Here is a 24,153-nt window from a genome sequence, read left to right as displayed (position 1 = left end):
CTCAGGCAAGCACGAAAGCAATTCTGATTGCGTGGCGAAAGGCGAGACCGTTAATAGAGTCCGTTTGACATTAGAACTGGCGTTCGTCGCGTGGTCACGAGGCCCTCTGCGCTCGGACTGGATGTGCGTCAGCGTGAAGCCGCTGGACCACTCCGCGATTCAATCTGCCCAGGTTGCCAGATGAGGGCGTACGATATCGGTGCAGAACTCCCGGAAGCTCAGCACGTTCTTGTGCCCCTTGTACTCGGTCTCTTTCGATTTGCGCAGGCTTTCCGGAATGACGAGGCTGACGCCAAACGATGCCATATCCTCGATGGCACTGCCGGCGATGTTTTCATCGACCGTGGTCAGGAACAGCTGCCTCGAGCCTTTCTCGCGCTCCACCTGTTTCCAGCGCTCACGCAAGGTGGTTTTCGCGCTGAGGATAAGCCCCGTCTCCGATCCAGGCCTGCCGCTGTCAATAAATGCGAGCGAGGGCAGGATAAAATCCGGACGTTTCTTCGAGGCAAGAATAACCTGCTTCTCGAACAGGATATCGCCATCCGCCAGCATCGCCTCGATGTGATGTTCATACGAATAGCCCGCCCGCGATTTCCGCTGCTGGCTGGCCGACAGCATAAGGGCGTCGATTGCCGGAAGCTCGTCAATCAGCTTGCGGATGACCGCAGATGCGGAAACTTCACGGGGCCTGTCACCGAGAACAAGCCGAACCAGTTCGACCGAACGCTCGCGGCGCTGATACTCGCGGAACAGGTCCCACTCGATCATGCGGCTGATCTCGCGCAGGGCATCGCCCGGCGCATCAAGTGTGAATGGGTTGATCTTCTCGAGCCCGTACTTCTGCATGAATGAGTTCCGGGCAAGACGGGCCAGCTCGGCCGTGACCGGCATGACGGCACTGTCGCGCGCAAATGCCGCTATATCGCCGCTCATCCATGCAGCGATTACCTGCTCGGCGAAATCGAGGATGCGTTCCTGCTCCGCCTTTTTTCGCTCGGCCGGCTCATATATGCCGATCAGGAAATCAGCCTGAAGATCAAACAGGTCGGCCAGCAGGTCCGCCACGTCGCTGTCCGAGTCAATGGTGAGACATTCGAAGAACGTCTCCTTGTCATGAACGCGTCCCATTATCAGGAACGACGCTGGCAACAAATCCGCAAAGGCCTCCTTGGGCACACCGGTCATATGCGTTTCCTGGCCCTTGCTCTTGTAGTTGACGAGTCTCGTCTTCCTGTCGAGGTCGCCGACCTGCGGCCAGTCCGTCCGGAAAAACCTCTCCCATATTTCGTCCGTTTTACCGTCGTTCCGTTCCTTCAGTTCGAGAGAGGGAAAGAAGCCGCTGTCTCGCTGTTCGTGCGGAATATAAACGCCGGCCTGATGTTTGTTGCTGTATCGGGCCCAGTCGCGGTCATTGTTTGACAGCTTCTTGACCAGCACAAGGTCTGCTCTATCCAGCAGCCGCGTCAACAAGTCGGCATCCGCTTCCCATTGTTTAAGTGCAAACTCAGTCTGCGCGCTCATGCTGTCCCGACTCTTCTATTGTTGCGAGTGTGGATGCCATTAAACCCGGAAGGACGCGGGAAGCCGGATTATGCTGATGGTTCGGAGTTACGCTCCACCAATGCCGGCCGCATCGGCGATGAGATCGTCCTCTAACAGGACGCTCAATCACTCCCTCACCGTTACGCCGAAACGCGTAATGTCGTATTCGGTCCCTGCCAGCTCCAGGAGCAGATTCGCCCGACTGGTGGCGACATAGACTAGTTCAGGCTCAAGGATGTCTTCGATTCCCACGATGAAGACGCAAGGACGGGAAAGGCCCTTGAACCTGCGCACCGTGTCGAAGACAATCCGCTCAGGGTGGATACTGTCTGCCCGGCAGGTTTCAGCACCTGCGATACGAAACAATTCTGAATCAATATCGGTAGCCCGACCTGTGAGGACGGCAATCTGACCGGGTGTTGCCTGTCCGGAACGCACGAGTTGGGCAACGCGCTCCTTTACACGGCCAATTGCCAGATCTGGCCGTTTGACCTCGATTACGCCGACCGCTTCTCCTTCCGGTCCCGCGGCGCGGCTCGATTTTCCCTGGTACCACTTCGACATTAGGAGATGGATTTTGCGCGTATTGCGAAGGTTTCGGGTGAGTGAGATACCTGATTGTGGCAGTGCGCGGATAAATGTGTCGTCGTGAGAGAAAAGCCTCTGATTGTCGTCGTAAAAAACATAGAATTCGCTATCGGGAACGTCACGCAGGCAGAGCCGAAGTGCATTCAGCCAACTATCGCGGAAGTCCTGTCCCTCATCGACAATGATTGTATCGAACCCGAGTTCAGGACTATTTGTGACGGCTTCAATCAGCACTTCCGGCAATAGCGTACTGAAGAATTCCGGGCCGCTATTTTTCGGGAGTTGCGTTCCTGATTGTTCCGCAAGTGCACGGCAGATCGAATGAAAACTTGCGACCACCAGGTTTGGGCGATCCTTGCAAACATCTTTGAGATAGTTGGCCAAGGGAGCATTGAAGCAGGTCAGGAGCGTACGTCGGCCGTTAGCAGATGACCGGAAAGCCTTCTCGATGGCCAAAACAGTTTTCCCGCTTCCTGCGCCTCCGGAGATTGCTATCTCACGATTGTCTTCAAGTGAATCCAGAAGCCACGCCTGTTCGGCCGTCAGCCGCTCGATTACAAGTGCATCCTCAGCGAGGCTAGTACCAATGTGAGCGCGCAGCTCGAAGTGGCCCGTGACCAGTTCATCTAGCGCGTGCATACCGTCGAGGCCGAGTGCCGTCTCACGCACATCGCCGCCTTCTTTCATCCGGTCGACAAGCCATTTTCCCAGAGTATCCATGTCATCCCCGAACGCTATGATTTCGAGCGGGGCATCCGGGCCGAGTGCGCGCGCAGGTTTGGCGCTGCCCGGAAGAATTGCGGCGTGACGAGCCCGGATAAACCGCTTCCCTAGTCGCCTGTTATCGTTCAGCCGCTTCAGGAAATGATGCTTGCTGCTTTTTGCCTGAGCTATGGGATTTTTGATTTTGAACCGGAAGCCGTCCCGGTCCGTGCTCAACCACTGTTCGTCCTCTTCGCGGCAGCTGACACGCCCGCCCTTCACTTCGATAAAGAGCAACCCGTGTTGTGCGTGAGCGAGAATGAAGTCTGCTTCTCCGTCATACTCTGCGCCGTCGTCGTCGGCCTGATGCCAGGAACGCGAATAGTAACAGACGTAGTCGTCGGGAACCTGGTCCCTGATACGATCATAGACTCGGACTTCCGAAGAACGTTTCGGGTCCTTCAGGATATGCGGTGCCAACGACCTGGGATGCATGCGAGCCATTTCAGTTGCCTTTGTCCAGAAGTTTGCGAAAGAAGCCGAGGGACGGATTTTGTGGCGTGCCTACAAGCAGACCGCGGTCGAGATGCCGGTTGAAATGCTCGCAGGACGTTTCCGGAACGAAGGTGCAGCAATGACATGCGGCAGAACCGGATCCCTCTGACAGGGACAGAATACCGGTGCTGCAAAGCGGGTCGGAGGAGCACCATTCCATTTCCCGAAGTGCAGCCAACAAGATGGGGGCCAATTCATCTGCCCGGCCCTTGCGCGAAAGGCCACCCAGCGTTCCGTCGGAGTCAGGAGCCGAAGTATAAAGCAGAAACCCGCACATCCCACTTTGCCCCGCCGACACATAAAGGCGCTCGCGAATTGAGGCGGTTGAGTATCCGCTATCCAGCGACAGACGCTCAGCCAGTGCATGGGCCGTCGTATGAACAAGCAGGAATCGTGGTGATATCTCCATCGGAAAGGGGCGGTCCGAGCCGTTATGCTCCTCCCACGACCGTTTGGCAGCGGCATGGGCTGCCGCCGCACGAGCCTTGACTGCCTCATCATTTTCCCATTCGTCCACCTTGTCCGGCGCGAAGTTGATGAAGATTCCCTCTCCGCGGACTTCAATTGCGGGAAGCCAGTTGAGCTTCTCGCGCGACAAGGGAGCAATCTTTGCATTGCGATCCTCGGCCTCTGCCGGGCTCAGGCGCGTGAAACCCCGCAGGGCACGCACCTCTCGCAGTCTGTCGACCGACACGAGGTTCGAAAGATAGTCCTGAAGAGGGTTCGGAACCTGCTGGGGGCTGATCTTGAACTCGGGAAATTCCTCATCTTTCGAACTGTCGGAGCAGAGCATCATGTGTTCGTTCAGACGAAGGTCAGCCGCGTCACTTGCCAGCAGGTTCAGCAAGGTCATGATTCTAGAGGTCAGCTGATCCGCCGTGACCGACTGATCGGGCCACATCGGATGGATCCGCTGCCTGACATATCGGGGTAACTGTTCCGGATCGTCGAGTTCTGTCAGGTCGCCCCAGAACTCCTCGAGCTGGTCACGGAACGAGCCACCGAATGGAGGGACATCCAGCGCTGACGCGATAACAGGAAAATAGGCGTTCGAAGCACCCCGCTGTATGGCGACCGGTTCGTTTGCGCATTCGCAGCCTTCACTCTTCAGCCATGGCTGGAGCCCGTCACATCGTATCTTCATAGACTTTAGCGCTCCGGGGCTGAGAGCGCCGTCGAGATCTCTTTCAGCCGCACACTCTGTGCACTGAACTCTCAGACCTTTCAGGCCCGATCCTTCACCTTTCAGCTTCAGAGGCTTTTTGCGGCTGCATCCCTCAGCGTGCCGGGGCCAGGACATCCATGGGAAATCCTGAAGGTGACCATCAATACAGGTGACGACGAACCTGACCGGGACGACGAACATTTTTCTCGCGCGTCGACCGCGACCCGTGCTGCAAACCGGGCAGAAAAGTTCCGGTCGGTCTGTTTCGTTGCCCCAGAAGCGGCTTCGCTGCAGCAATTCGCATTTAGGGCATACGTGCCAGTCGGGAAACCTGTAGGCAGGCAGAAGACGGTCGCGCTCAACGTTTCCGAAGCGCTCTTTTCCAACCGGGGGCAGTCTGAAACCGCGAACGCCAAGGCGAGATTGCAGTGGCTCATGTGTGATGCGTTGGTCATTTAGCAGCCCTTGCCGGGCCGAAAGCTGGTCCCATGCCTCCAATCCCGCGGCGACAACCGACAGGGGGGCTCCCCCGTCGCCACGGAAATCGATGATGGCACCGGGGCCATTCCCTGACAGAACCTGGCTACGCCGAATGTTTCCAATCGGTTTCATCGTACTTCCTCTCTAGTGCGGGGGTGCTCCAGCAAGACAAACGGGGTCGACGCCTCAACGGAGCGCAGGCTGTTCGGGGTCGGCTTCTGGCCGCGATACCGGCTCCTGTTCCCACGGGCCGCAGCGGTTTCCGCGGATGTCAGCAGTGCCGGGTCAAAGTCGTTCCAGTACGATTTCAGGCCCTGGAAATCGAACCATCCATCCAGAAAATCATTCAGCTGCTTCCTGGCCGATCCGGCTTCGCCAGGATCGATCCTCTCAATACGCTGAACAATGCGCTCCAGCAGTGCTTCGGCGTCATTCTGGTGATCCTCGATTGCACCAGGGTCAGCCATTCCGGCGACCAGATGGCGGACGAGCGCGACAAAGGGAGCGTGCAGGGCCCTGTCTCTGGCACGGGGCGCAAAGGGTGTAACGCTCGTAGCTTCAACTTCGCGATAGAGACTGTTGTGCCAGCTCGCGAACGTTTCGTAGCGGCTGCGGTCACGTGACTTCGCTGCGTTGAACAGTGTAACAACAAGTCCGGGCCAGCGCTTGTCGCGACCAACACGGCTGGTCGCCTGAATATATTCAGCTATTGTCTTTGGCTGTCCGTTTACGAGCATAAGTCCGAGCCGCGAAACGTCCATTCCAACGGAAATCATGTTGCTCGCCAACACAATGTCGACATGTTCGGGGTCTTGCCAGCCACGTTCCAGATTCTTGAGATATCTCGGGATCTCGATTGAACGAACCCGGCTGGTAAGCTCAATCTGGTTGTCGGTGACGCGTTCAGCCTCACCGGAGCGGCGCGCAGCGTAGTCGCCGATACTTCTTGTGACGTCATCACGCATGAGCACCAGTGCACCACCCAGTTCACGCAGTGAGTTGAAGTAGTTGATGAGCGTCCAGTACCCGTCACGAACATGGTCCGGAATTCCGGGATCTGTTCCGCTCTGGAGGAGGGTGGCCGACACTGCCTGCTGGGTAAATTTGGCTGAGCGGCCGACGGTGCTGATGCCGACATACCGTCGCCCGGGAAGCGCTCTGTCTTCAACGGCAAAGCCAGAGTCGCTGTAGTCCAGGCCGGGTGGCGGAAACTGGAACGAGGACCGGTCGAAGAGTGCGCGTATTTGATGCGAGGCGCGTCGGATCGTGGCGGTGGAACCAATAACCTTTGCGCGGCGCCCTTCCGGGGTACGACAAAGCTCATCAATCGCGGTTTCGTAGAGGCCGGCAAGGCTCCCTAGCGGGCCGGAGATCAGATGCAATTCGTCCTGGATAATGAGATCGGGAGGGGAGGCGGACGTTCCAATCCCGAAGAGCTTGCCTGTATCCTGATTCCGGGTGATCTGCGCGTACTTGTCCACTGTCCCGATTACCAGGGTTGGCTGGCGTTTGTAAACATCATCATCAACAGTCCAGACCGGGAGGCGCTCCATGCCGGAAGAGACGGCGCATCCTCGGGTCTGGCATCGCACTTCCACGCAGCTGCGGTCAGGCGCAATACGCCAGTCGAGAGTTTCGCGGCAGCAGGGGCAGGCGCGAAGCTGCGCCGGCGAGTTTTCGCTTTCAGTGGAAAGTGCCGACTCCGCGTCCGTGACAGAATTCGGTGTGGCGCCCTTTCCTACCCACAGTCCAAGTGAAATCGGCGCATCGGTGACGAAATGCGAAGGAGCCTGTGCAATACCCGCTTTTGCCAGACCTTTCCTGATCATCTCGCAGGCAAGGACAAGGGCTGCAGCTCGCTCGAACTGCTGGATCGTAAGAAGGCGAAGCGTGTAGCGCATGAAGGTTGTAACGCCGCCACCTGCCGGGTCTCCGGCCGCCCGGAGCCTCCGGAGGAAGATCGTGAAAGCTGTCAGCAGGAGGTATGCTTCTGTTTTGCCACCACCCGTGGGGAACCAGAGGAGGTCCATGGTATCGCGATCGTCGTCGTCAGGCCCGGCGATCGAAGACATGCAAAGAAGGGCGAAGCCCAGCTGGAAAGGTCGCCACTTCAGCCCGTCCGGGCTGGTATCGGGCCGCCAGGAGTACTGCAGGGCCATGGCGGCATTTGCCATTCTGAAAGCGCCTAGTGCATCTCTGTCGGTCCGGAGAAGCTCGATCCCCGCTCGCATGCGGGCTTCTGCCGCGCGGCAGGTGCGCATGTGGAGATCGCCTTGTCCAATGAGACTCGCCGGCAGGCCGCTGACCTGGTCTTCGGCATCTTTTATCCAGTCGCTGTAGGCATCAACGAACTCGGCCAGTCCTGTGACCAAGTCTCCGTCGTCTGTTCCTGCAAGGGTGGATGCAGACAGGATCTTGTCAACGGAACCGGTTCGGAAACTGTTGGCGCCGCTTGCGCTGACGACATGAACCGTGGATTCTGGAAACCAGCTGGTCGCGACCCAACTGACGGTTTCTTCTGCGGGCTCGTCCCAGATTGCCGAGCAGGTGTGCCCAACTGCCCATTGCTGCGCCCGGCGATAGAGTAGCGCAGAGCTCGCCCGATCTTCATCATCCTCGCCCGGCACGCCTGTGGGCGCGGGTTTGGGCACAAGCCTGCATTCGGCTTCACAAACGACTTTCACTGCCACCTGGAAAAGCGCGGCCTTCTCGTTTGCAGACCGGCTTGTTTTTTCCGAGGGGCAGGCGTCGTTGCTGATGGCGAGCGTCACCAGCAAAACGGATTGCCATTGCGCGACCCGCACGTGGAGGGTCACTCCGGGCTGCCCTTTGTCGCCCAGCGGTATTCCAGGAAAACCCGGTCGCGACGCAGCAGCAAGATCGATGAGTACCTCGGCACGTCTTGGGTCTCTTTTCCAGCTCTGCCGTTTGCGCGTACCGGTCTGACCATCGCCCTCTTCAGCCTCATGCTCGAGATAGCGAGCACCATCAACCCTCACCCTCAAGACCGGGTTCTCGCCTACTGGTTCCACCGCAAAAGAAAGGCCTGCTGTGCTGGGGCGAAAGGTCGAAGCCGCTTTCACGCCATCCAGCGCGGTCCCGTTAACCTCGGAATCTTCACCGTCGGCCGCCTCATCGTCCTCTTCGGGCGGGACCGCCGTTCTCGGCGGAAACAGGATGCCGGTCAGGTACCGATCGGTGGGCCGATCCGATATCACTTCATCGGGCGTCTCCGGCCCCATGAGATCTATCTGCATCCGTTCAACCAATGTATCCCGCGCATCGGACATGATCGCAGCCCTCCTCGTATGTTATCCGGAAATTCTGGCAAAGCCGCCCAGCAAGGGCATCAACCCCAGTGATGGTTCCCTTGCCGCTGTTCCCGCCACCACCACCGTGGTTGCTCCCGTGATTGAAATTCCGGACAGCTCCGGCAGCTCCGACCCTTTCGGAACGTTGACTATTGCCCGCAACACATCGGTAAACTGCTGTCCGAGCAGACCGATGGACTGTCCACTGTTGGGCAACTGGAGCAGCAGCTGATCTGTACCGAAACGCACTGCATTCACGGTTGAACCGTCGGACGCCGCTCGCCAGACGGAATCGATCATGTCTTGTTGAGAAGCGACACGGCCGCAGTTAATGAACCTGGCCCATTCGATCAGGTCTCCTTCGAGCCCAATCTCTATCTCTCGATAATCTCGCCGCGCTCGCCAGTGACGTTCGGGTGTCCCGGCTGTGTAGAAACTGCCAGTTGGCGCCCAGCCTGTGCGGAGCTCATCGCTGGCACGGGTAGCTGCAACATAGAGGATGCGCGCCTCCTCTGACCAGTTGACACCCTCATTCCGGCGTTCCGCATTCATCAGCATTAGGACGCGATCTGACTGTCGCCCCTTGATAGCGTGTATTGTCGAGAGAAGCGGGCCAGACGTGCCCTCATGATCACTGACGAGATCTGACGGCGGATACTCGAGCCCTTCAGCAACTCCGCCAACAGTAATCTCACTACGGCCTGCTCCATCGAGCTCCCGCAAAATCTCCCAGCATTCGTCGACCGTTCGGGAAATCGAAGTCCGGAACCCGTCGTAGAGCTGGCCGAATGCTTCTCGGGTCACCCTCGTGTCCGGATCCAATCCACCAAGACAAGCACCAAGCCACGGCTCAATTCGTAACGGTCTGTCATTGAGGCGAATGCGGAACTGTCTCCCCTTCATACGCATAGCTTCCGCGATTTCCAGAAGACTGGAGCGGTATCGAGTAAGGATCAGCCCGCGCGTCGTCGATGGATGCCCGGTGTAATCCCGGATTCCTGTTTCCGACGAGCTTGCTTCGATAAGGTCACGAAGCTCGAAGTAATTCTCTCGAGTCGCTGGATCGTTGTCCCGGAGATAGTCGCGGGCGGATCGGAAAAGCGATCGGAGGCTGTTTGTTCTGGCGCGGTGGTCCCGGGTTATTCGCATCGGGCGGAATTGCGGTAGCCGCTGCACGAGATCGAGGAGTGTGTCGTTTTCGCTCCCAGGACTCTGGTATCCGTAGATCGCCTGGGCGAAATCGCCGAAGACGGTGATCCCGCACGTCCGGTGGACCTCCGTGATCAGGGCCTCACAAAACGCCCTCCGGGATCCGACGAGGTCCTGCGCCTCATCGATGATGACGTGCTCGAGCGGATCAACCAGATTGACCACAAGGGGATCGCGCGTCCGCAGAAGCCTCGTTGCAACCTGGACGGTAGCTTCATGACTGCCGGTAGTCTTTGCTCCTGCTGCGAGAACTATGCGCGCCGCATAGGAATCAAAAGTATGTATCTGGACCATCGCGATGCCCGGAGTGGATGCAAGGCGATCTCTGATCCTCTCCCTTAGTTCGGCGACTGCAATGCGGGTGAAGCTCAGGAGGACAATCCGGGACGGTGCAAGCCCCTCCTCGACCAGCCTCACCACACGTTCGCTGGCTGTGTTTGTCTTTCCGGCACCTGGTCCGGCTTCCACAACAATGCGCTCGCCGCTGTCCGCCGCAATTACAAGCTGCTGTTCCGGGTCCGGAGCGGTTTCTCTATCGGCTTCATTGCTGGACGGAACTCCGAACCAGTCTCTCAGGAAAGCGGCGTTTTCTTCGCCAATTGACCATGATCCCGAACGGGGATCCAGGCTTCCGCAAAGAGAAAGGATTACGGCTGTTTCGGTCGGAATGCCGTCAGCGGGTGGAAAACGGCCATTGGCAGTAAAGTAACGCGACGCATGTTCTTCATCCGCGGTTCCCCATGTTTCCAGCAGATCGACAAGTGTTGCGGTTGCCTGTCCTGGGACAGTCGGGAAAAGCTCATCAGGGCCCCGATCGGTCGTTTGCCCATGGTCGCCTAGCCCGACAACCCTGCCATCAGGGAGTGCAATGCGCCGGGACGGTACAGCGACAAGGACCGCCTCGCCATGCACCACGCCGTTACCAATATCTCCAGCGTCGCAGAGAATGTCGATAACGGACTCGATTTCCGGCCGACCTGCGGCAAGATCATCTTTAACGAGAAAGCCTGAAATCCATTCGCAAACAGAATATCTGCTTACGCCACGTCGAGACCTGACCATTGCGCGAACCATGTCAGCCACAACGCCGCGATCCAGTTGGTTGTCGCGATAAATCTTCATTAGTCTCGGGGGCGAAAATGTTTTCAATTCCAAGGACTTTACTCGACAACTACACATTGCGAAGATTGTCTGCCCGAGTGATTCTCGTCAATGAATTTTCAATCGGGACAAGAGCAAATTGTCTCGCTGTACCCGTCTGATGTTGTTGGAAGCTTATCATGCCGGTAACTATGCTCCTGAAGGATTATCACCAGGCTTTTGGTGATCGCTTCCGGCAACTTGCAGCTGCTCGTTCTGGCCGATCGGTTTTTGCAATCGAGCACGGCCTTGAGGTAGCAGCTCTGGCAATCGTCCGCCGCCAGGTTGCCAGGCAGCTGGAAATCGATCCGGATCTGGGGAGTGTAAGCTGGGGTTTCTGCTACCTTCCCCTCATCGTTGTCGCCTCGGAGGTGGGATACAGATATCGGGGAACCGGAACCGATTTCTGGCCATTGCTTGCCCAGGATCTGAATCTTGATCCCAGGTCAATCCCTCCAGTACATCTGTCGCGTCTCTTCGAATTGTCGCACAGGACATATGGTCTGGCCCGACCCGGCGACAGTGCATGGGAACAGCATTTTCCCCACATCGCTTGGCCAATAGGGAATGCGGCAGTCCCACTTGAGGTGCAGGGTCCCCTCGCACATGCCCTGAGGGCTGCTGTGCGGGCCGGCATTTCTTATGAAAGCAAGGACAGTCTGCTCGACTACGTTCGCAATATAGCATCCGGGCAATCAGGCCGAAGGTTTGAGAACTGGTTGAAGCGAAGCGATCTGTCCGGAGAGGTAATGACCCGCTTGCTCGACCCTGCAGCAGACGGCTGGCTAACCGAGACATTTGTCCGCAGGGTAGACGCGGACGTTCGTCGGGATGTGGAGTCCCGCCGGGCTATCGGCGAGGCAAGGCGATTGACCTCGCGGCGGTCCGGACGGCAGGCCAATATTCCAGCTTCCAGGTTCTCGATTGCTCTCGACGGCGACCTCGTCACCAGGATTTCAGTGCGCGGGCCAACCCTGACTGCTGAACTCCGTGATCAGGTGATTTCGACCCTGCGAATTCAGCGAGACGTCCTTGGCACCGCAACGTCCCGGGAGTTCATCCAGCTTCGGTTGTTTCTGGCAGGTGGTGAACTGGATCTCGGTATGACCGCCGATTGGCCTGAGATGCCTCTCCGCCGCGGCGATGGTATCACAAACACCTCGCCGCAAAGTACACTGCTCCTGGAGAGGCTGCAGCCCGATGAAGCAGAACTTTTCCAGCTGGAGGCTGACGGGCGATCAGCAGTAGCTCTCCTGCCGAGTGAACAGGTCGCACAGGGCGCGATAATCGTCAGAATCCGCGGGGAAGGAGAGGGCTTATCGGTCATCCAGAGGCTGGACGCGTCCTCAGCCAGAGATGTCGAGATCCTGAGAAAGCACGGTTTCCCTGTCCGCGAAGGCCGTTCGATGACGCGGTTATCAGGGTTGCCGATGCCAGGCACCGGCGTGCAGTTCTCTACAGGCTTTCCGATATTGGCCCTGATGGCATTCGATGAGACGGTCTTGGTACTCGATCAGAAGTCAGCTGCGCAGGGCCATCTGGAAATCGCTGGATTCGACTGGACGGTATTCGAGCCCGAAGCTGGCGAGCATACAATAGGGCCGGAGGGTTTCGACGAGGCATCGCATACGCCGTTCCGGATGGTTGATCCGCCTGAGATCGAAGCGGCAAGTATTTCGATCCATCCGAAAAACGCTACGCTGACCGACCTCATGGACGGAACACTGGAGGTCCGGATCAGGGCGCCTCTGCCGCTTGAGAACGTTCACGCCCAGATCAAACTGGTCATGGCGGGTGAAGAGGATCTCGTCACGGAGGGTAATGTAGACCGGCTGCCCGCCCATATTGGTGGACGGATGCCACTGCTGCAGGGCCTGAAGACTTCACTGGCAAAAAGGGGGGCAGTGCCAGCGACTGCGGCTCGGCTGCAGGTCAGCGTGAAAGGGCTGCTTGCGGAGCAGTTCCTGCTTTTGCCCTCGAGGCAACTGTTCCAGTATGATGAGCGTCGCCGGTCGTGGACTGCCCGGCAGGGCAGTGAAGGAGAACTTGTCTCCCGAGTGGCAACGTTCTCAAACCTCCTGCCTTCAAAATCGACTGCTGCGAGTGCCGAGTGCACGCTTGTCCTCCCCGACAGCGAAGCGTGGGGAGCCCTTGGCGCGGGCCGGATCGTGCGTGAGAAAAACCTGCTTCGCCTGGGGCAAGGGACATGTGAACAGCCTTCACTTCCACGCACAGTAAGGGAAGCTCTCTCAAGAGGCGGCTCCCCCGGCCTCTTTGAAATGGCAAGCGCATATCTGGCATGGCGTCTGGCAGAGGCCAGCGATCCCATTGCGAATTGGCAGCAGCGTCAAGCTGCGCATAGCCTGGAGGCTGGTCTGGTCGACCTTCTTTGCGGGGAGAACTGGCGCCGAACCGAACACGGCCTAAATCTATCGGTGCTCTCGCCGGCAGGTGCATTCCGTATCAGTGCGCAGCGTCTCGGGTTGTTGTCTGGTGACGATCTGCCGCCGATAGCCCGCTCTTTCGATATGGACTTCCTCACGCGAAGGATCACACTCCGTCTTCATCAGGCCGTTCCGGATCACGAGATTGCTTTGGCCGGATGGAATGAGGACCTCGGTGGGGAGCTCGATCTTGCTGTGATCGAGGCATATGAGGATCTGCGCAGTCATATGCTTCAGGAGGGCCGCGACGCTTTCGAGGAAGTCGATATGCAACGGCCGGCAAGCACATGGCTGCTGGCGCTCGAGCGCGCTCGCGACATACCTCGGCTGGCAATGTTCCGGCGGTTTATTCTTCCGGAAGCCAGATGGGAGGCGCTTTCCGCTTTCCCCTACGAGACGACGACCGAGGACGACATCGTTGATCTGCTCGACAACTGCCATGTCGACGCCTTCCGTCGGCCGGGGCTGCGCTGGATCGGACGGCCGGAGTTACGTGCAATGCTCGAATTGTGGATTTCACCGCGTGCCCTGCTCGAGGCAGGCGAGTGGCAGCAATATCTCGCAAAAAGCCTTTCTGACATGCAGACAGCGAGGGCGGTGCGTTACGCCGCCCTGAGGCGAAAGCTGTCGAGGCTGGATTTTCCTGAAGAAAGCCTGGCGTGATGGATCACTACCTGCTTTTTGTAAACTGCGTTCAGGCCTTGCGGCGTCGAACCGAGGCGCTGACGATCGCCATGGGAGGAGCACTTGGTGTTGCAGCTGATCCGCTGCCCCACCAGCTTGCGACTGTGCGCCGAATACTCTCCGACACCGACGTCCGGCATCTCCTGTCCGACGAGGTGGGACTTGGCAAAACTGTCCAGGCCCTGATGATCATCAACGCTCTCAGATGGCAATATCCGAAGCACCGCACCCTTATTATTGCGCCAGATAATCTGCTGGCCCAATGGCAGGAGGAATGCTGGATTCGCGGCCACGTAATGCCTGCACTGGCGGGTGTTGCGTCGGACAAGGATGCGGAAACGGCTCCGGTTTTGCTGGCCAGACCCCGCGATCTTGTCAGACGTCAGGGCGAGGTGGAGCGAACCGTGGAGCTCGATAGCAGCAAGTTTGATCTGCTCGTCGTCGACGAGCCGCAGACTATGCCGCGGGAAACGGTGCAAACCCTGTCGCAGGCAGCTGACAGTTTCCGGCAGGTTCTTGTCCTCTCGGCAACACCGAGGCTGGGAGATGCAGTCTGGCGCGATCTCATCATCCGTATGATCGAGCCCGCGGCAGCGTTCAGGGCCCGCTTTGAGGAGAAGAGTGTAAGCGATGTCCTCGCGGAGCGCGAGACGCTAGTGCACTCAGAGGAAAAAACGGAAGCTTCCAGAAATTATCTGCAGTTCGCGACGACACGACGCGTTGTCAGGAACGGCAGAGATGGTTGGGGGCCTTACCTTCCAGTCAGAAGGAATACGGAAGTCAGAATTCAGCCGCTTGTGGCCGAGCGTGAGCGGCATGAGATCGCGGCGGAACTGCTCAGGGACGTCAATTACAGCGCTGATCTGCAAGGCCGTCCCTGGACATTTGTGCGCGCTTTGCAAAGAAGTGCGCGGGCGGCAAGGGACGTCTTGGCTGAAATCGCCGGCCAGGATGGAGGTCTGGCTGAAAAGGCCGAGCGCGCACGAGCCGCTTCACTTGATGATCCCGGTGACAGCAGGCTGGAAGCGCTGCTGGATCTTCTGTCCGAAGAGTGGGAAAAAGACGCGACCCGAGCTCTGATCATTGTTTGTGGAGATAACCCCACAATCGACATGTTGAGAACTGCTCTGCCGCGATACTTTCCTGATCTGGCGGATCGTATCGGGATTCTCAGGCGGCCGGCTACTGCCGAGATCGAGGCAGTTACCAATTTGCGCGAAGTCCAGGAAACTCTTGCGCCCTTTCTGGATGGCTCTGCCCGTTTGCTTTTGGTCGGCGACTGGGTACAGGCGGGACTAAACCTGCATCACGCGGCGAGCCGGATAGTCTTCTATTCGATGCCATGGGAAATGGAGAGTATTGACCAGCTGATCGGTCGTGTTGACCGCCTCGGATCGGCGTCCCGACGCAAGGGTCGGCAACGGCAGGTTCGAATCTGGCGTCTAGTTCACGATGGCGCCCAGGAGGCGGCCATCGCTGACGTTGCAGCGCAGCTGGGGGTTTTCAATGCCCCACTGCCGCCGTTGTCTGATGATGAACGGAAAGGCGTGTATGAACTGCTGTCACAAGCGGCCATCACTGGCGCTGCACCCGACGGACTGACCAAAATAAACCCGGAAACTACAGGACTTGTTACCTCCCTCGGGCATCTCGATCCGTTCACGCCGCCAAATGCAGTTGCCGATTTTGACGCCTGGCAGAAACTGCCCGTTGTCGAACCCGCAATGTTGAAGCGAAGGGAACAGGGGCAAATTGAAAACTCTCAGGGCGCGATGCGTTCCTGGCTGGAAACGATCACGAGATCTGGAGACTTTGAAGTTGGAAGCAAACCGGACAAGCTGGATCCTGATTTCTGGTTCAATACGCTTTGGTACTATCGTCTCGATGGAAGAGGGCGTCCAGGTCACATACCTTTCCCACTGCCCGGGACAAGGGCAGAGAACTGGATGTCGGATCATCAGCCCTACATCATCGAACGTTCTCGGATTCCCGTACCGCCACGTAAAACGGTGATCACAGATTCAGGGGAAGATACCGGACGGCCTCTTCATTTTCTTGATCATGGCAGCCTGCTTCACGATGCCCTGGTCGAGGGATACATTGCAGAAGGCCAAAAGACCTTTGGAAAGGCACAAACCCTCATCCATTCAACGGTGACCTTGCCCGAAGGGCATTCTGCAAAAGGGCAACCACCGACGATGGTGACTGTGGCAGAGTTTGATCCGTTCCCAGACGAAATGCTTCCGCCGATTTGGTCGCCGGCGGCCAAGACAATTCTCGCGGCCGCTGTCTCAGAATCTCAGCGACTAGGATTGGCTGCTGATCGACTGTCCCTTCATTTTATGGCGCGCGCTGTTCAACGGTGGGTCCGTTTCAATGTGCCAGCGCAACTATGCAAGCTCGGTTCATCTGCGTCGGGTGAAAGATGGACAGATGTGCCGGCTGAGAAAATCGATTCCATTTTAAGACCGCTTGTTTTTGGCTCAAATATCCAGTGCGCCAAAGGTCGGCAACCTGTCCGGCCTGTCTTGCGGACCGACGTTGTGAACGCGGCAAGGCGGACGCAAACTGAGGCAATGAGTGCCCGAATCCGGGAACTGGACGATAAAGCCCGAGCCATCATTTTCCCGCTCGCGGACTCATTTCAGTCCAGGCTCGCTTTTCATTGGCAGGAAGAGTCTCGAAACCGGGAATTGGTACTCGAACGGAGAAAAACCGCACCTGCGGATACAGGGCCGCGCGAACTTCGCCTCGGCCAGATTGCTGCGCTGGAGCGATCCCTCGAGATGTCTCGGCTTTGCGAACAGGAAAGCGCGGCCCTACTCAAAAACTTCATGGCAACAAGACGCACTCCTGATCTCATAAACCCTCTAAGCATCCTGCTTGCATTCGCCGAACAGTCTTGAAACTGCGAAAGCCATTTTCTCCTGCTGCGGAGCTGAGGTGGAGCCAAGCGGCAGGATTCAACTTGGAAACCTCGGTCAACAAACGGAGGTCGTCCAAAGGCAATTGACCGGTGAGTAAGGTTGGAACATTTGAGGAACATACCTTGTTCTCAGGGTGAAAATTTGCCAGTCTGGCAAAAAATGACCCAGAGAATGGCAGGTGATTCGTGCAACAGACGCATCCGGACGACAACGAGTTCAATCATTTGTGTCAGCGAGCCGGACTGACGCCTGCTGAAGCTGCTTCCTTCATCTCGGTTTCCGATCGCACTGTTGCTCGCTACGTGAACGGCGAGGGCCGCCCGACTGATCTTGCACTCAGGGTTCTCAAGGATTTGGCCGATCGCAAATGTGCGGGCAAGGAACCGATCTCATTCCGCTTCGTCGATCTGTTTGCGGGCATTGGCGGCCTGCGCATCGGTTTCCAGGGCATCGGTGGGCATTGCGTTTTCACATCGGAATGGGACCAGAACGCCCAGAAGACCTATGGTCTGAATTTCCGTGACAATCATCGCCTTGCGGGAGATGTCCGGGAATATTCCGAAAACCCTGATCTGATTCCTGAGCACGACATCCTGCTAGCCGGCTTCCCTTGCCAGCCGTTCTCGATTGCCGGTGTTTCCAAGAAGAACGCACTTGGTCGTCCCCACGGTTTCCTTTGCGATACGCAGGGTACGCTGTTCTTTGATACCGCCCAGATCATCGCGCACCATCGGCCCGCCGCTTTCGTGCTCGAAAACGTGAAGAACCTCGAAAGTCATGACAAGGGCCGGACGTTCGCGACGATCATAAATGTCCTGACAAACGAGCTTGGCTATCATGTGCAGACACGCGTAATCAGCTCTGAGCACTGGGTACCGCAGCGTCGCGAACGCATTTTCATTGTCGGCTTCCACGAGCCGACTGATTTCGACCTCAAATCCCTGAAGCTCCCGGACAACGGACCGACACTTGGCAGCATCCTCGAGCCGCACGATGAGGTAGATCCGAAATACACCCTGACGCCGCGCCTCTGGGAGTATCTGCAGGCATACAAGGAAAAGCACACGTCAAAAGGCAACGGGTTCGGATACAGCCTGTTTGGCCCTGATGATGTCACACGGACGCTTTCGGCCCGCTATTACAAGGACGGATCCGAGATTCTTGTGGCGCAGCCCGGAAAGCGACCGCGCCGGCTGACTCCACTGGAATGCGCCCGCTTGATGGGCTTCGATCGGGGCGATCGCCGCTGGAAAATACCGGTTTCAGATACCCAGGCCTATCGGCAGTTCGGCAACGCTGTTGTCGTTCCGGTCGTCGAGTTTCTCGCCGATGCGATGAAGCCGTTCATCGAGTCCGCTCTGCTGAGAGGCGCCGGCCGCACGATGGCAGCACCGGTGACCGTAAGCCGTCCCGATCGTGAACCTGCGAGCTCTTATGGTTGACATTGTCACGGCTGAGGTTCGCAGCCGGATGATGTCGGGAATCCGTGGCACCAACACAAAACCGGAAATCCTGCTGCGCAAAGGGCTCCATGCACTGGGCTTTCGTTTCCGGCTCCATGATCGCTCGCTTCCTGGGAAGCCGGACATAGTCCTGCCGCGCTACAAGGCCGTCATCTTCGCGCACGGTTGCTTCTGGCACGGCCACGACTGCCATCTGTTCAAATGGCCATCAACCCGGCCCGAGTTCTGGCAGGCGAAAATAGCCCGCAATCGCGCGGTTGATGAGCGGACAGAAGTAGCTCTGTCGGAGTCAGGCTGGCGACAGGCGATCGTTTGGGAATGTGCACTTAAAGGCAAAACGCGGTTGCCTCTCGAAGAGGTAATTCTGTCCTGCGCCGAGTGGCTGAAATCTGACCGGCCGCGACTTGAAATCAGGGGAGGCTAGATTGCGCCGCGGGCTGTTGTCGGATCTGTTCACCGGCGTTGTCGCCAAGCGGCTGACGCTGGTGGAAACCATTACCCCGAAATCGAACCAGCATGAGCTTCAGGGGACAAAACCCCTGCGCCGACTTCTGGGTGATGATGATCGTAGGGGTATCGCGACACGCTTCATATGGATATCCGGCGAGCAGGAAGCCCTGGCCGAAGAAGGCTTCATGAGCTGGTCGAACGTCCGCAAGGGAAAGCCTCGCGCTCCGGAGTATCATCTGTATTACTCCTCCAATGCAGTCACGGAGCTGATGCAGCCCGGAGATATGTTGTTCCTGGCCCTACAGAGAGACGGCTCGATCCTTGTGATCGTCACACCATCTGCGACGATCCAGAACCAGTTGCTCTGGCTGTTTGCGCTGGAGGAACAACCGGAGTTCGCTTTCACATTCCAGGAGGTCGATGGCGCGCACAATGCCGAACTCGATTTCGCGGCACGCTACATTCTTGATGAACTCGGTATTGAGCCGGAAGAACCGGAAGCTGACCGGCTTGATACGCTGATCGAGCGCTTCGGTCTGGATTTCCCGAAAACGCGGGTATTTTCGGAGCTTGCCCGCACATCGATGCCCGAGGTTTCAGCCGCAGATGACCCGGACCTGGCGCTGATCTCGTGGATGGATCGCGAGGAGCAGCTGTTCAAACGTCTTGAACGACGTATTGTTGCCGCGCGCATTGGGAGTGGCTTCGGTGCCTCTGACGGCGCTGACGTTGAGGGATTTCTGGCGTTTTCGCTAAGTGTGCAGAACCGGCGAAAGGCGCGAGCGGGGCACGCACTGGAAAATCACCTAGAAGCTGTGTTTGCCGCCCAGCGAATTCGATACGTCCGCGGAGCGGAGACAGAGAACCGCAACAAGCCGGATTTTCTGTTCCCTGGACAGGATGAGTATCGTGATCCGCTTTATCCGGACGCAATGCTGACGATGCTCGGCGCCAAATCCACGCTGAAGGATCGCTGGCGTCAGGTCCTGTCAGAGGCTGTCCGGATTCCTGAAAAGCACCTGTTGACCCTTGAGCCCGCTATATCAGAAAACCAGACAGACGAGATGCAGGCCAAGAAGCTTCAGCTCGTGTTGCCACGCCGATTGCACAACACCTATCGACTGACGCAGCAGGCGTGGCTGATGGATATCGCCGGTTTCATCGCTGTCGTCCGGTCTCGGCAGGCTCCCTGAGCACCTCCAGAAGCTCGTCAATCCGGGCGCTTTCGACAGAACCGTGCGACGCTCCTGCTCCGGGCTGGCCGCCCGGCAAACGGAACGGGACATACGGGGCCAGTCGGTCCCGCTTCTCTGGCGACCGCTATGCTGAAGCTCCTGCGGCTGGCCTGTTCCCGTCTGTCCCGTGTCGAGAACTCCCGAAATCCCGCCAGAGGCGGCGCCTTGCTGATTTCTCCGGTACTCTTCATTGCTCTTTTGTGGGTCCGCCTGACGGCGATCGAGACGACGGGTCATATTTAGACCGGTACCTGTCGTCAGGTGCCCGCCAGTTTGCCATGAAGTCCAGTGGGTCTATGCTACCCATCATCTGGCGAGCGAGCTTCAGCCGTCCTTCCAGATGCTGTCGGAGCGCTTCATCGACCCCTTCCATCCGTTGCTCTACATCGGAGAAGAAGCGTTCAACAACCATCGCCTTGCCCCAGCTCTCGATAATCTCTGCCAATTGTTGCTGGCTATCCTTCATCGCCTGGGCAACTTTGCGTTCATCCTCGCGCCGCTGGTAGCGTTCCCACTCCTCCTGCCGCTCTTTTTTCCTTCTGGCCTCAGCTTCATCTTCTGCTGTCATAAGGGTTTGCAGCTTGTCTCTCGCTGCCCGTAACGTCTCGACAATATTCGGAATTGCTTTGGTTAGTGGCTCCGTTTCCGTATCCTGCCAGCTCAGAGACCATTCAACGCCATTCTTCGGAGAATAGGCAATTATCCGGAAGCGCCCGGAAGGCATATCCTGCTCGGTCGTCCATGAGTGCGTCAGCTGCCAGGATTTCATCGACCGGACGAGCCTGCTGTCCTCACGATGGTAATCACCGTTCAGGTACCGCATCGTCACCCGTTCGGTCATTTCAGTGATAGCGAGACCGATCGGCACTGTGTCGATGTAGAAAATCGTTGGCCTGTCTGGCCCCCAGATACTGCCGGAATTATATCGACCGTACTTTCGATCCTTCCGCTCAACCTCCTGCTCCTGAACATGAATGCGTCGGTGGCCTTCTCCGGCCGGGGGGATGTGAACGCGATAGCCCTGCCTGTCCAGCGCGACGTAGAGGTCATTGGCGATCGATAGTGCGCGAAGCAGAGCGGCTTCTGATGAAATCACGTCTGGCAGAATTCGCTTGTAGGGCCGAAGGAACTCTCCGTCTTTTGCAGCGCGAGATTTCCTCAGATGCTCTTCAGCGCCAAAAAGCAACGGGTGATGCTCGAGGCGGCGGGTCCTCGCAACGGATCTCGTCTTTGGACGTGCATTGCCTTCAAGCGCCTTCTGCTTCCGCTGCTTCGGGGCCACCGGTATGATTTCGATGATCTCGTCTGAGCCATCAGGTAGCGCAGGCAGCTCTGCAGGAAGGCCAAGGGACTTGCGTGTCCAGTATCCCGATCCGGGATATGGTATCTGATGTCGCCTGCACACGGCGGCCAATGCCGTGCCGGTTATACCGAATTCCGGGGCAAGTTTGCTCAGTGGTGCCTTGCATACCTGGCTGTAAAGTTCGCTGCGTTTCAATTGCATAGATAAATCCGCATTTCCAAACACGTGAATATCACACCACAATGACAACCTGGCGAATGATGAGAGTTGAAGAATTCCTTTGATTGGAGCCTGATCGTGTCAATCAACATCCAATTTCTGCTCTGATTGGCTCCAAGTTGCTCCGAGAGTCACGAAATGATGTCTATCGGTCCCCAGAAAGTTCGTGAAATGTGTCTGCAATGGCTCGACGAACAATGTCTGCCGGCGAGCGGAACGGCATTGGACTATGACGGCTTGGAGAACACACCGCTTTCGCGGTTCGCGCCAGATGGCCACCTCCGCAGAGAACGCGCAAGTTCGGTTGCGACCTAGGCGTTAGCTGAATGAGACGCGGTTGCATATTTCAATAAGAAATTGTATAAACAATCGCTAAAAGAATAAGCTGCATGGGACTTGGGGAGAATGAGGCAAACGCGTATTGCGAGTCGGGGCGGGAGGGCGCTCGCGTATCGACAAGTTATTGCGTCCGTTTTGCTTGGGTGGATCACAAGCGGATGTGTAAACAATGCGCCAATTGAAGAGACAAGAGCGTTTGCGAAGGCGGCTGGGGCGGTAAACGATGCAGGGGCGCTGTTGTTCGACGGCCTCGCGGTGGCCGAACGCAATCGTCGGCACGCGCTCGTTAAAGCAAACCCGGCGCAACGGTACGACTTCAAGGTCGAGGACGCGGCCTATTTCGCCACGATTGGCGAGCCGCCAAACACCGAGGCGTTCCGCCGATCACTGACAGTGGTGACTGCGTACGCCAACCTCCTCGCCGCGCTGGTTGAAGGCAAGGATGTGGCGACTTCGAAATCCTATCTCGTGGAGATTTCTACCAATCTGGAAAAGATAGGCGGGATACCGGGGGCGTCCGCTATCGTCCAGGCCCTCGATCCGATCATCGATCACGCGTTGCGGGCCTATAGCGTCGCGGAGGCTCGCCGACTTGTCCTGCAGGGCGCCGACAGCGTCGAGCGGCTACTAGTCGCACTGAAGAACGCGGCGCCATCTATCTACAGCGCGATGATCTACATGGACCGCCAACAGCCGATAATCACGGAAACTCAAATCTCCAAGATCAATGGCGAACGGACCAAAGTAGCGAATTTCGTGGTTCTGTTGGATCGGCTCCACGACACGTTCCAGTTGTTAAAATTCGCTTTGGAGAATCCGAACAGAGGCGTTGCGCTCGCCGAATTGGCCGGAGAGTCCGCCCGTCTTCGTGCAGACGTCGAAGCCGTACGCAAAGTCTTTGCTGGGGGATAGAAATCATAGGAGGGTGAAGTGACGTCGGTAATTCAGGCTCAAGCCGCCGTAAACGCAAGCATTCTGGCAATTGAGCAGCGGCTGAGAGCCAGCTCGGACGGGGACGAACAAGGCAAGCTAAGAGCAGCCTACTCCCGACTATGGATCATCCTTGGTCAATTGGAGGAGGCCATCATGGAGCAGGCGGCGGCGGCCGTGAGCGTTGCGGCTATGCGCCTAGAGCAAATCGTGTTGTCGGCGAATACGTCTCCGTTCGCCGAGTACAAAGTGGCGCTGGACCGCGCGCTGGTCGGGATAGGAGTGAATGTCGCGCCGTATACGCCAGCGACTGTTAGCCCCCCGCTTGCCCAGAAAACTGTAGCTCCATCGAGTCCTCAGCCGCAGCCCGGCGCACAACCGCAGCCCGGATCTGCAAACGCGGATGATGGAAGCGTGTGGTGGAAGGATCTGGTTCTCTACTATGCTTCCTTCAAGGGAATCCCGGACGGCCTGAAGGTGGCGAGTCTCTCGCAGTGGATCCTCGAGTCCGGTAGGGGGACCAGCAGGCTCGCTCGCGAGCACCGGAACTTCGCCGGAATAAAGTTTCGGGAGAGGATGGCGGGACACGCGACCCCAGTCGACTACACTGGCACGGATGGCGATGCGACAACCTACTGCAGCTTCGACTCGATTGCCGCGTTCGTTGCGGGCTACTGGCATTTCATTAGAAGCGGTCCGTACGACGGCTGGGATCAGCTTGGCGATGATGGCGTCAAATACATTCGGCATATTGCCGGCAACTACGCGGCGGATCCCGCGTACGTGGGCAAGGTGTTGGCGTTGTTTGACGAGGCGGCCGGCCTTTTGCGCATTACGCTTGGCACCGCCAGCATTTCGGCGGGCGGCACGCCCGACAACGCCGCGCGGCTGGCCGTTGTCGTTGGACACAATCGCCTCAGCAAGGGAGCGAGTTCGGGCGCGCCGATAAATCAGATGGAATTCGACTTCAACCAGATCGTCGCTGAAGAAATGAAATCCGAAGCGGGGCACTACAATCTGAACGTCGAACTTTTTTGGCGCGAGGCGACCGGCAGCTATTCGAAAGAAATCCAGGACGCCTATGCGAAGGTTGCCTCGTGGAATCCACATTGCATTCTGGAACTGCACTTCAACAGCAGCAGTGACGCGCAGGCCAACGGACTGGAGATGCTTTGCCTTTCCAACGAGCAAGCGAAGTCGCTGGCCGCGAAGCTGGTGGTCTCCACCACGGATCTTCTAAAGATTGCCGTTCGTCACGCTGATGGATTGCGACTGCTGAAAGTGGGAGACAGGGGGTGGGGCTCGGTGTCGGCGCTACCAAACATCCCCACCGTTCTGTGTGAGCCCTTCTTCGGCTCCAACTCGAACGACTGCGTAGCCGCAGCCACCGTAGGCCGGGAGGCGATCGGACGTGCGTATCTTCGAGGGGTTCGCGACTGGCTCGAGGGGCAGGCTTTAGATGCGTGA

At 57.8% G+C, this 24,153-nt stretch carries 13 protein-coding genes; 7 read left to right on the top strand and 6 right to left on the bottom strand.

The window, feature by feature from the left end:
• Positions 1–159: 159 nt before the first annotated feature.
• From M2267_RS13280 to M2267_RS13260, 5 genes are all read right to left on the bottom strand, one after another.
• Positions 160–1,521: a type II restriction endonuclease gene (locus M2267_RS13280; protein ID WP_429114937.1), complete on the bottom strand. Its 1,362-nt coding sequence runs from the start codon at positions 1,519–1,521 to the stop codon at positions 160–162.
• Positions 1,522–1,668: 147 nt separating this feature from the next.
• Entirely contained in the window at positions 1,669–3,336 is a 1,668-nt protein-coding gene (locus M2267_RS13275; protein ID WP_429114936.1) for an NERD domain-containing protein, read from the bottom strand.
• Between the two features lies 1 nt (position 3,337).
• The gene (gene drmB / locus M2267_RS13270; RefSeq protein WP_429114935.1) at positions 3,338–5,164 is read right to left on the bottom strand and encodes a DrmB family protein; all 1,827 of its coding nucleotides are present in this window, start codon (positions 5,162–5,164) and stop codon (positions 3,338–3,340) included.
• Positions 5,161–8,322 (bottom strand): helicase-related protein, encoded by a 3,162-nt coding sequence (locus M2267_RS13265; protein WP_429114934.1) that lies wholly within the window; start codon positions 8,320–8,322, stop codon positions 5,161–5,163. The genes drmB and M2267_RS13265 overlap by 4 nt, the downstream gene beginning before the upstream one ends.
• A gap of 21 nt (positions 8,323–8,343) precedes the next feature.
• Positions 8,344–10,674: a UvrD-helicase domain-containing protein gene (locus M2267_RS13260; RefSeq protein WP_429114933.1), complete on the bottom strand. Its 2,331-nt coding sequence runs from the start codon at positions 10,672–10,674 to the stop codon at positions 8,344–8,346.
• 158 nt (positions 10,675–10,832) lie between these two features.
• Here M2267_RS13260 and M2267_RS13255 point away from each other — a divergent pair, with 158 nt between their 5' ends.
• From M2267_RS13255 to M2267_RS13235, 5 genes are all read left to right on the top strand, one after another.
• Complete coding sequence (locus M2267_RS13255; RefSeq protein WP_429114932.1) at positions 10,833–13,799, top strand: hypothetical protein; 2,967 nt, start codon at positions 10,833–10,835, stop codon at positions 13,797–13,799.
• Positions 13,799–16,726 (top strand): SNF2-related protein, encoded by a 2,928-nt coding sequence (locus tag M2267_RS13250; RefSeq protein WP_429114931.1) that lies wholly within the window; start codon positions 13,799–13,801, stop codon positions 16,724–16,726. Before M2267_RS13255 ends, M2267_RS13250 begins: the two co-directional genes overlap by 1 nt.
• A 206-nt stretch (positions 16,727–16,932) precedes the next feature.
• Positions 16,933–18,189 (top strand): DNA (cytosine-5-)-methyltransferase, encoded by a 1,257-nt coding sequence (dcm, locus tag M2267_RS13245; protein WP_429114930.1) that lies wholly within the window; start codon positions 16,933–16,935, stop codon positions 18,187–18,189.
• Complete coding sequence (locus M2267_RS13240; RefSeq protein WP_429114929.1) at positions 18,182–18,634, top strand: very short patch repair endonuclease; 453 nt, start codon at positions 18,182–18,184, stop codon at positions 18,632–18,634. Before dcm ends, M2267_RS13240 begins: the two co-directional genes overlap by 8 nt.
• A gap of 1 nt (position 18,635) precedes the next feature.
• Entirely contained in the window at positions 18,636–19,853 is a 1,218-nt protein-coding gene (locus tag M2267_RS13235; RefSeq protein ID WP_429114928.1) for a type II restriction endonuclease, read from the top strand.
• A 229-nt stretch (positions 19,854–20,082) separates the two neighbouring features.
• Here M2267_RS13235 and M2267_RS13230 read toward each other — a convergent pair whose 3' ends face one another.
• Entirely contained in the window at positions 20,083–21,399 is a 1,317-nt protein-coding gene (locus tag M2267_RS13230; RefSeq protein WP_429114927.1) for a hypothetical protein, read from the bottom strand.
• Between the two features lie 594 nt (positions 21,400–21,993).
• Between M2267_RS13230 and M2267_RS13225 the strand changes: the two genes are divergently transcribed.
• Positions 21,994–22,668 carry a hypothetical protein gene (locus M2267_RS13225; protein WP_250807282.1) on the top strand — a complete coding sequence of 225 codons (675 nt, stop codon included), beginning with the start codon at positions 21,994–21,996 and terminating at the stop codon, positions 22,666–22,668.
• A gap of 18 nt (positions 22,669–22,686) precedes the next feature.
• Entirely contained in the window at positions 22,687–24,153 is a 1,467-nt protein-coding gene (locus tag M2267_RS13220) for a glucosaminidase domain-containing protein (protein WP_429114926.1), read from the top strand.

Origin of the sequence: Ensifer sp. KUDG1 (genome assembly GCF_050434285.1) — a bacterium.
Taxonomy (GTDB): domain Bacteria; phylum Pseudomonadota; class Alphaproteobacteria; order Rhizobiales; family Rhizobiaceae; genus Ensifer.
This window is presented reverse-complemented; position numbering and strand designations above follow the sequence as displayed.

Excerpts from the sequence above, each read along its gene's own strand:
- M2267_RS13280 (WP_429114937.1), bottom strand. The coding sequence starts at position 1,521 with ATGAGCGCGCAGACTGAGTTTGCACTTAAACAATGGGAAGCGGATGCC.
- M2267_RS13275 (WP_429114936.1), bottom strand. The coding sequence starts at position 3,336 with ATGGCTCGCATGCATCCCAGGTCGTTGGCACCGCATATCCTGAAGGAC.
- drmB (WP_429114935.1), bottom strand. The coding sequence starts at position 5,164 with ATGAAACCGATTGGAAACATTCGGCGTAGCCAGGTTCTGTCAGGGAAT.
- M2267_RS13265 (WP_429114934.1), bottom strand. The coding sequence starts at position 8,322 with ATGTCCGATGCGCGGGATACATTGGTTGAACGGATGCAGATAGATCTC.
- M2267_RS13260 (WP_429114933.1), bottom strand. The coding sequence starts at position 10,674 with ATGAAGATTTATCGCGACAACCAACTGGATCGCGGCGTTGTGGCTGAC.
- M2267_RS13255 (WP_429114932.1), top strand. The coding sequence starts at position 10,833 with ATGCCGGTAACTATGCTCCTGAAGGATTATCACCAGGCTTTTGGTGAT.
- M2267_RS13250 (WP_429114931.1), top strand. The coding sequence starts at position 13,799 with ATGGATCACTACCTGCTTTTTGTAAACTGCGTTCAGGCCTTGCGGCGT.
- M2267_RS13240 (WP_429114929.1), top strand. The coding sequence starts at position 18,182 with ATGGTTGACATTGTCACGGCTGAGGTTCGCAGCCGGATGATGTCGGGA.
- M2267_RS13230 (WP_429114927.1), bottom strand. The coding sequence starts at position 21,399 with ATGCAATTGAAACGCAGCGAACTTTACAGCCAGGTATGCAAGGCACCA.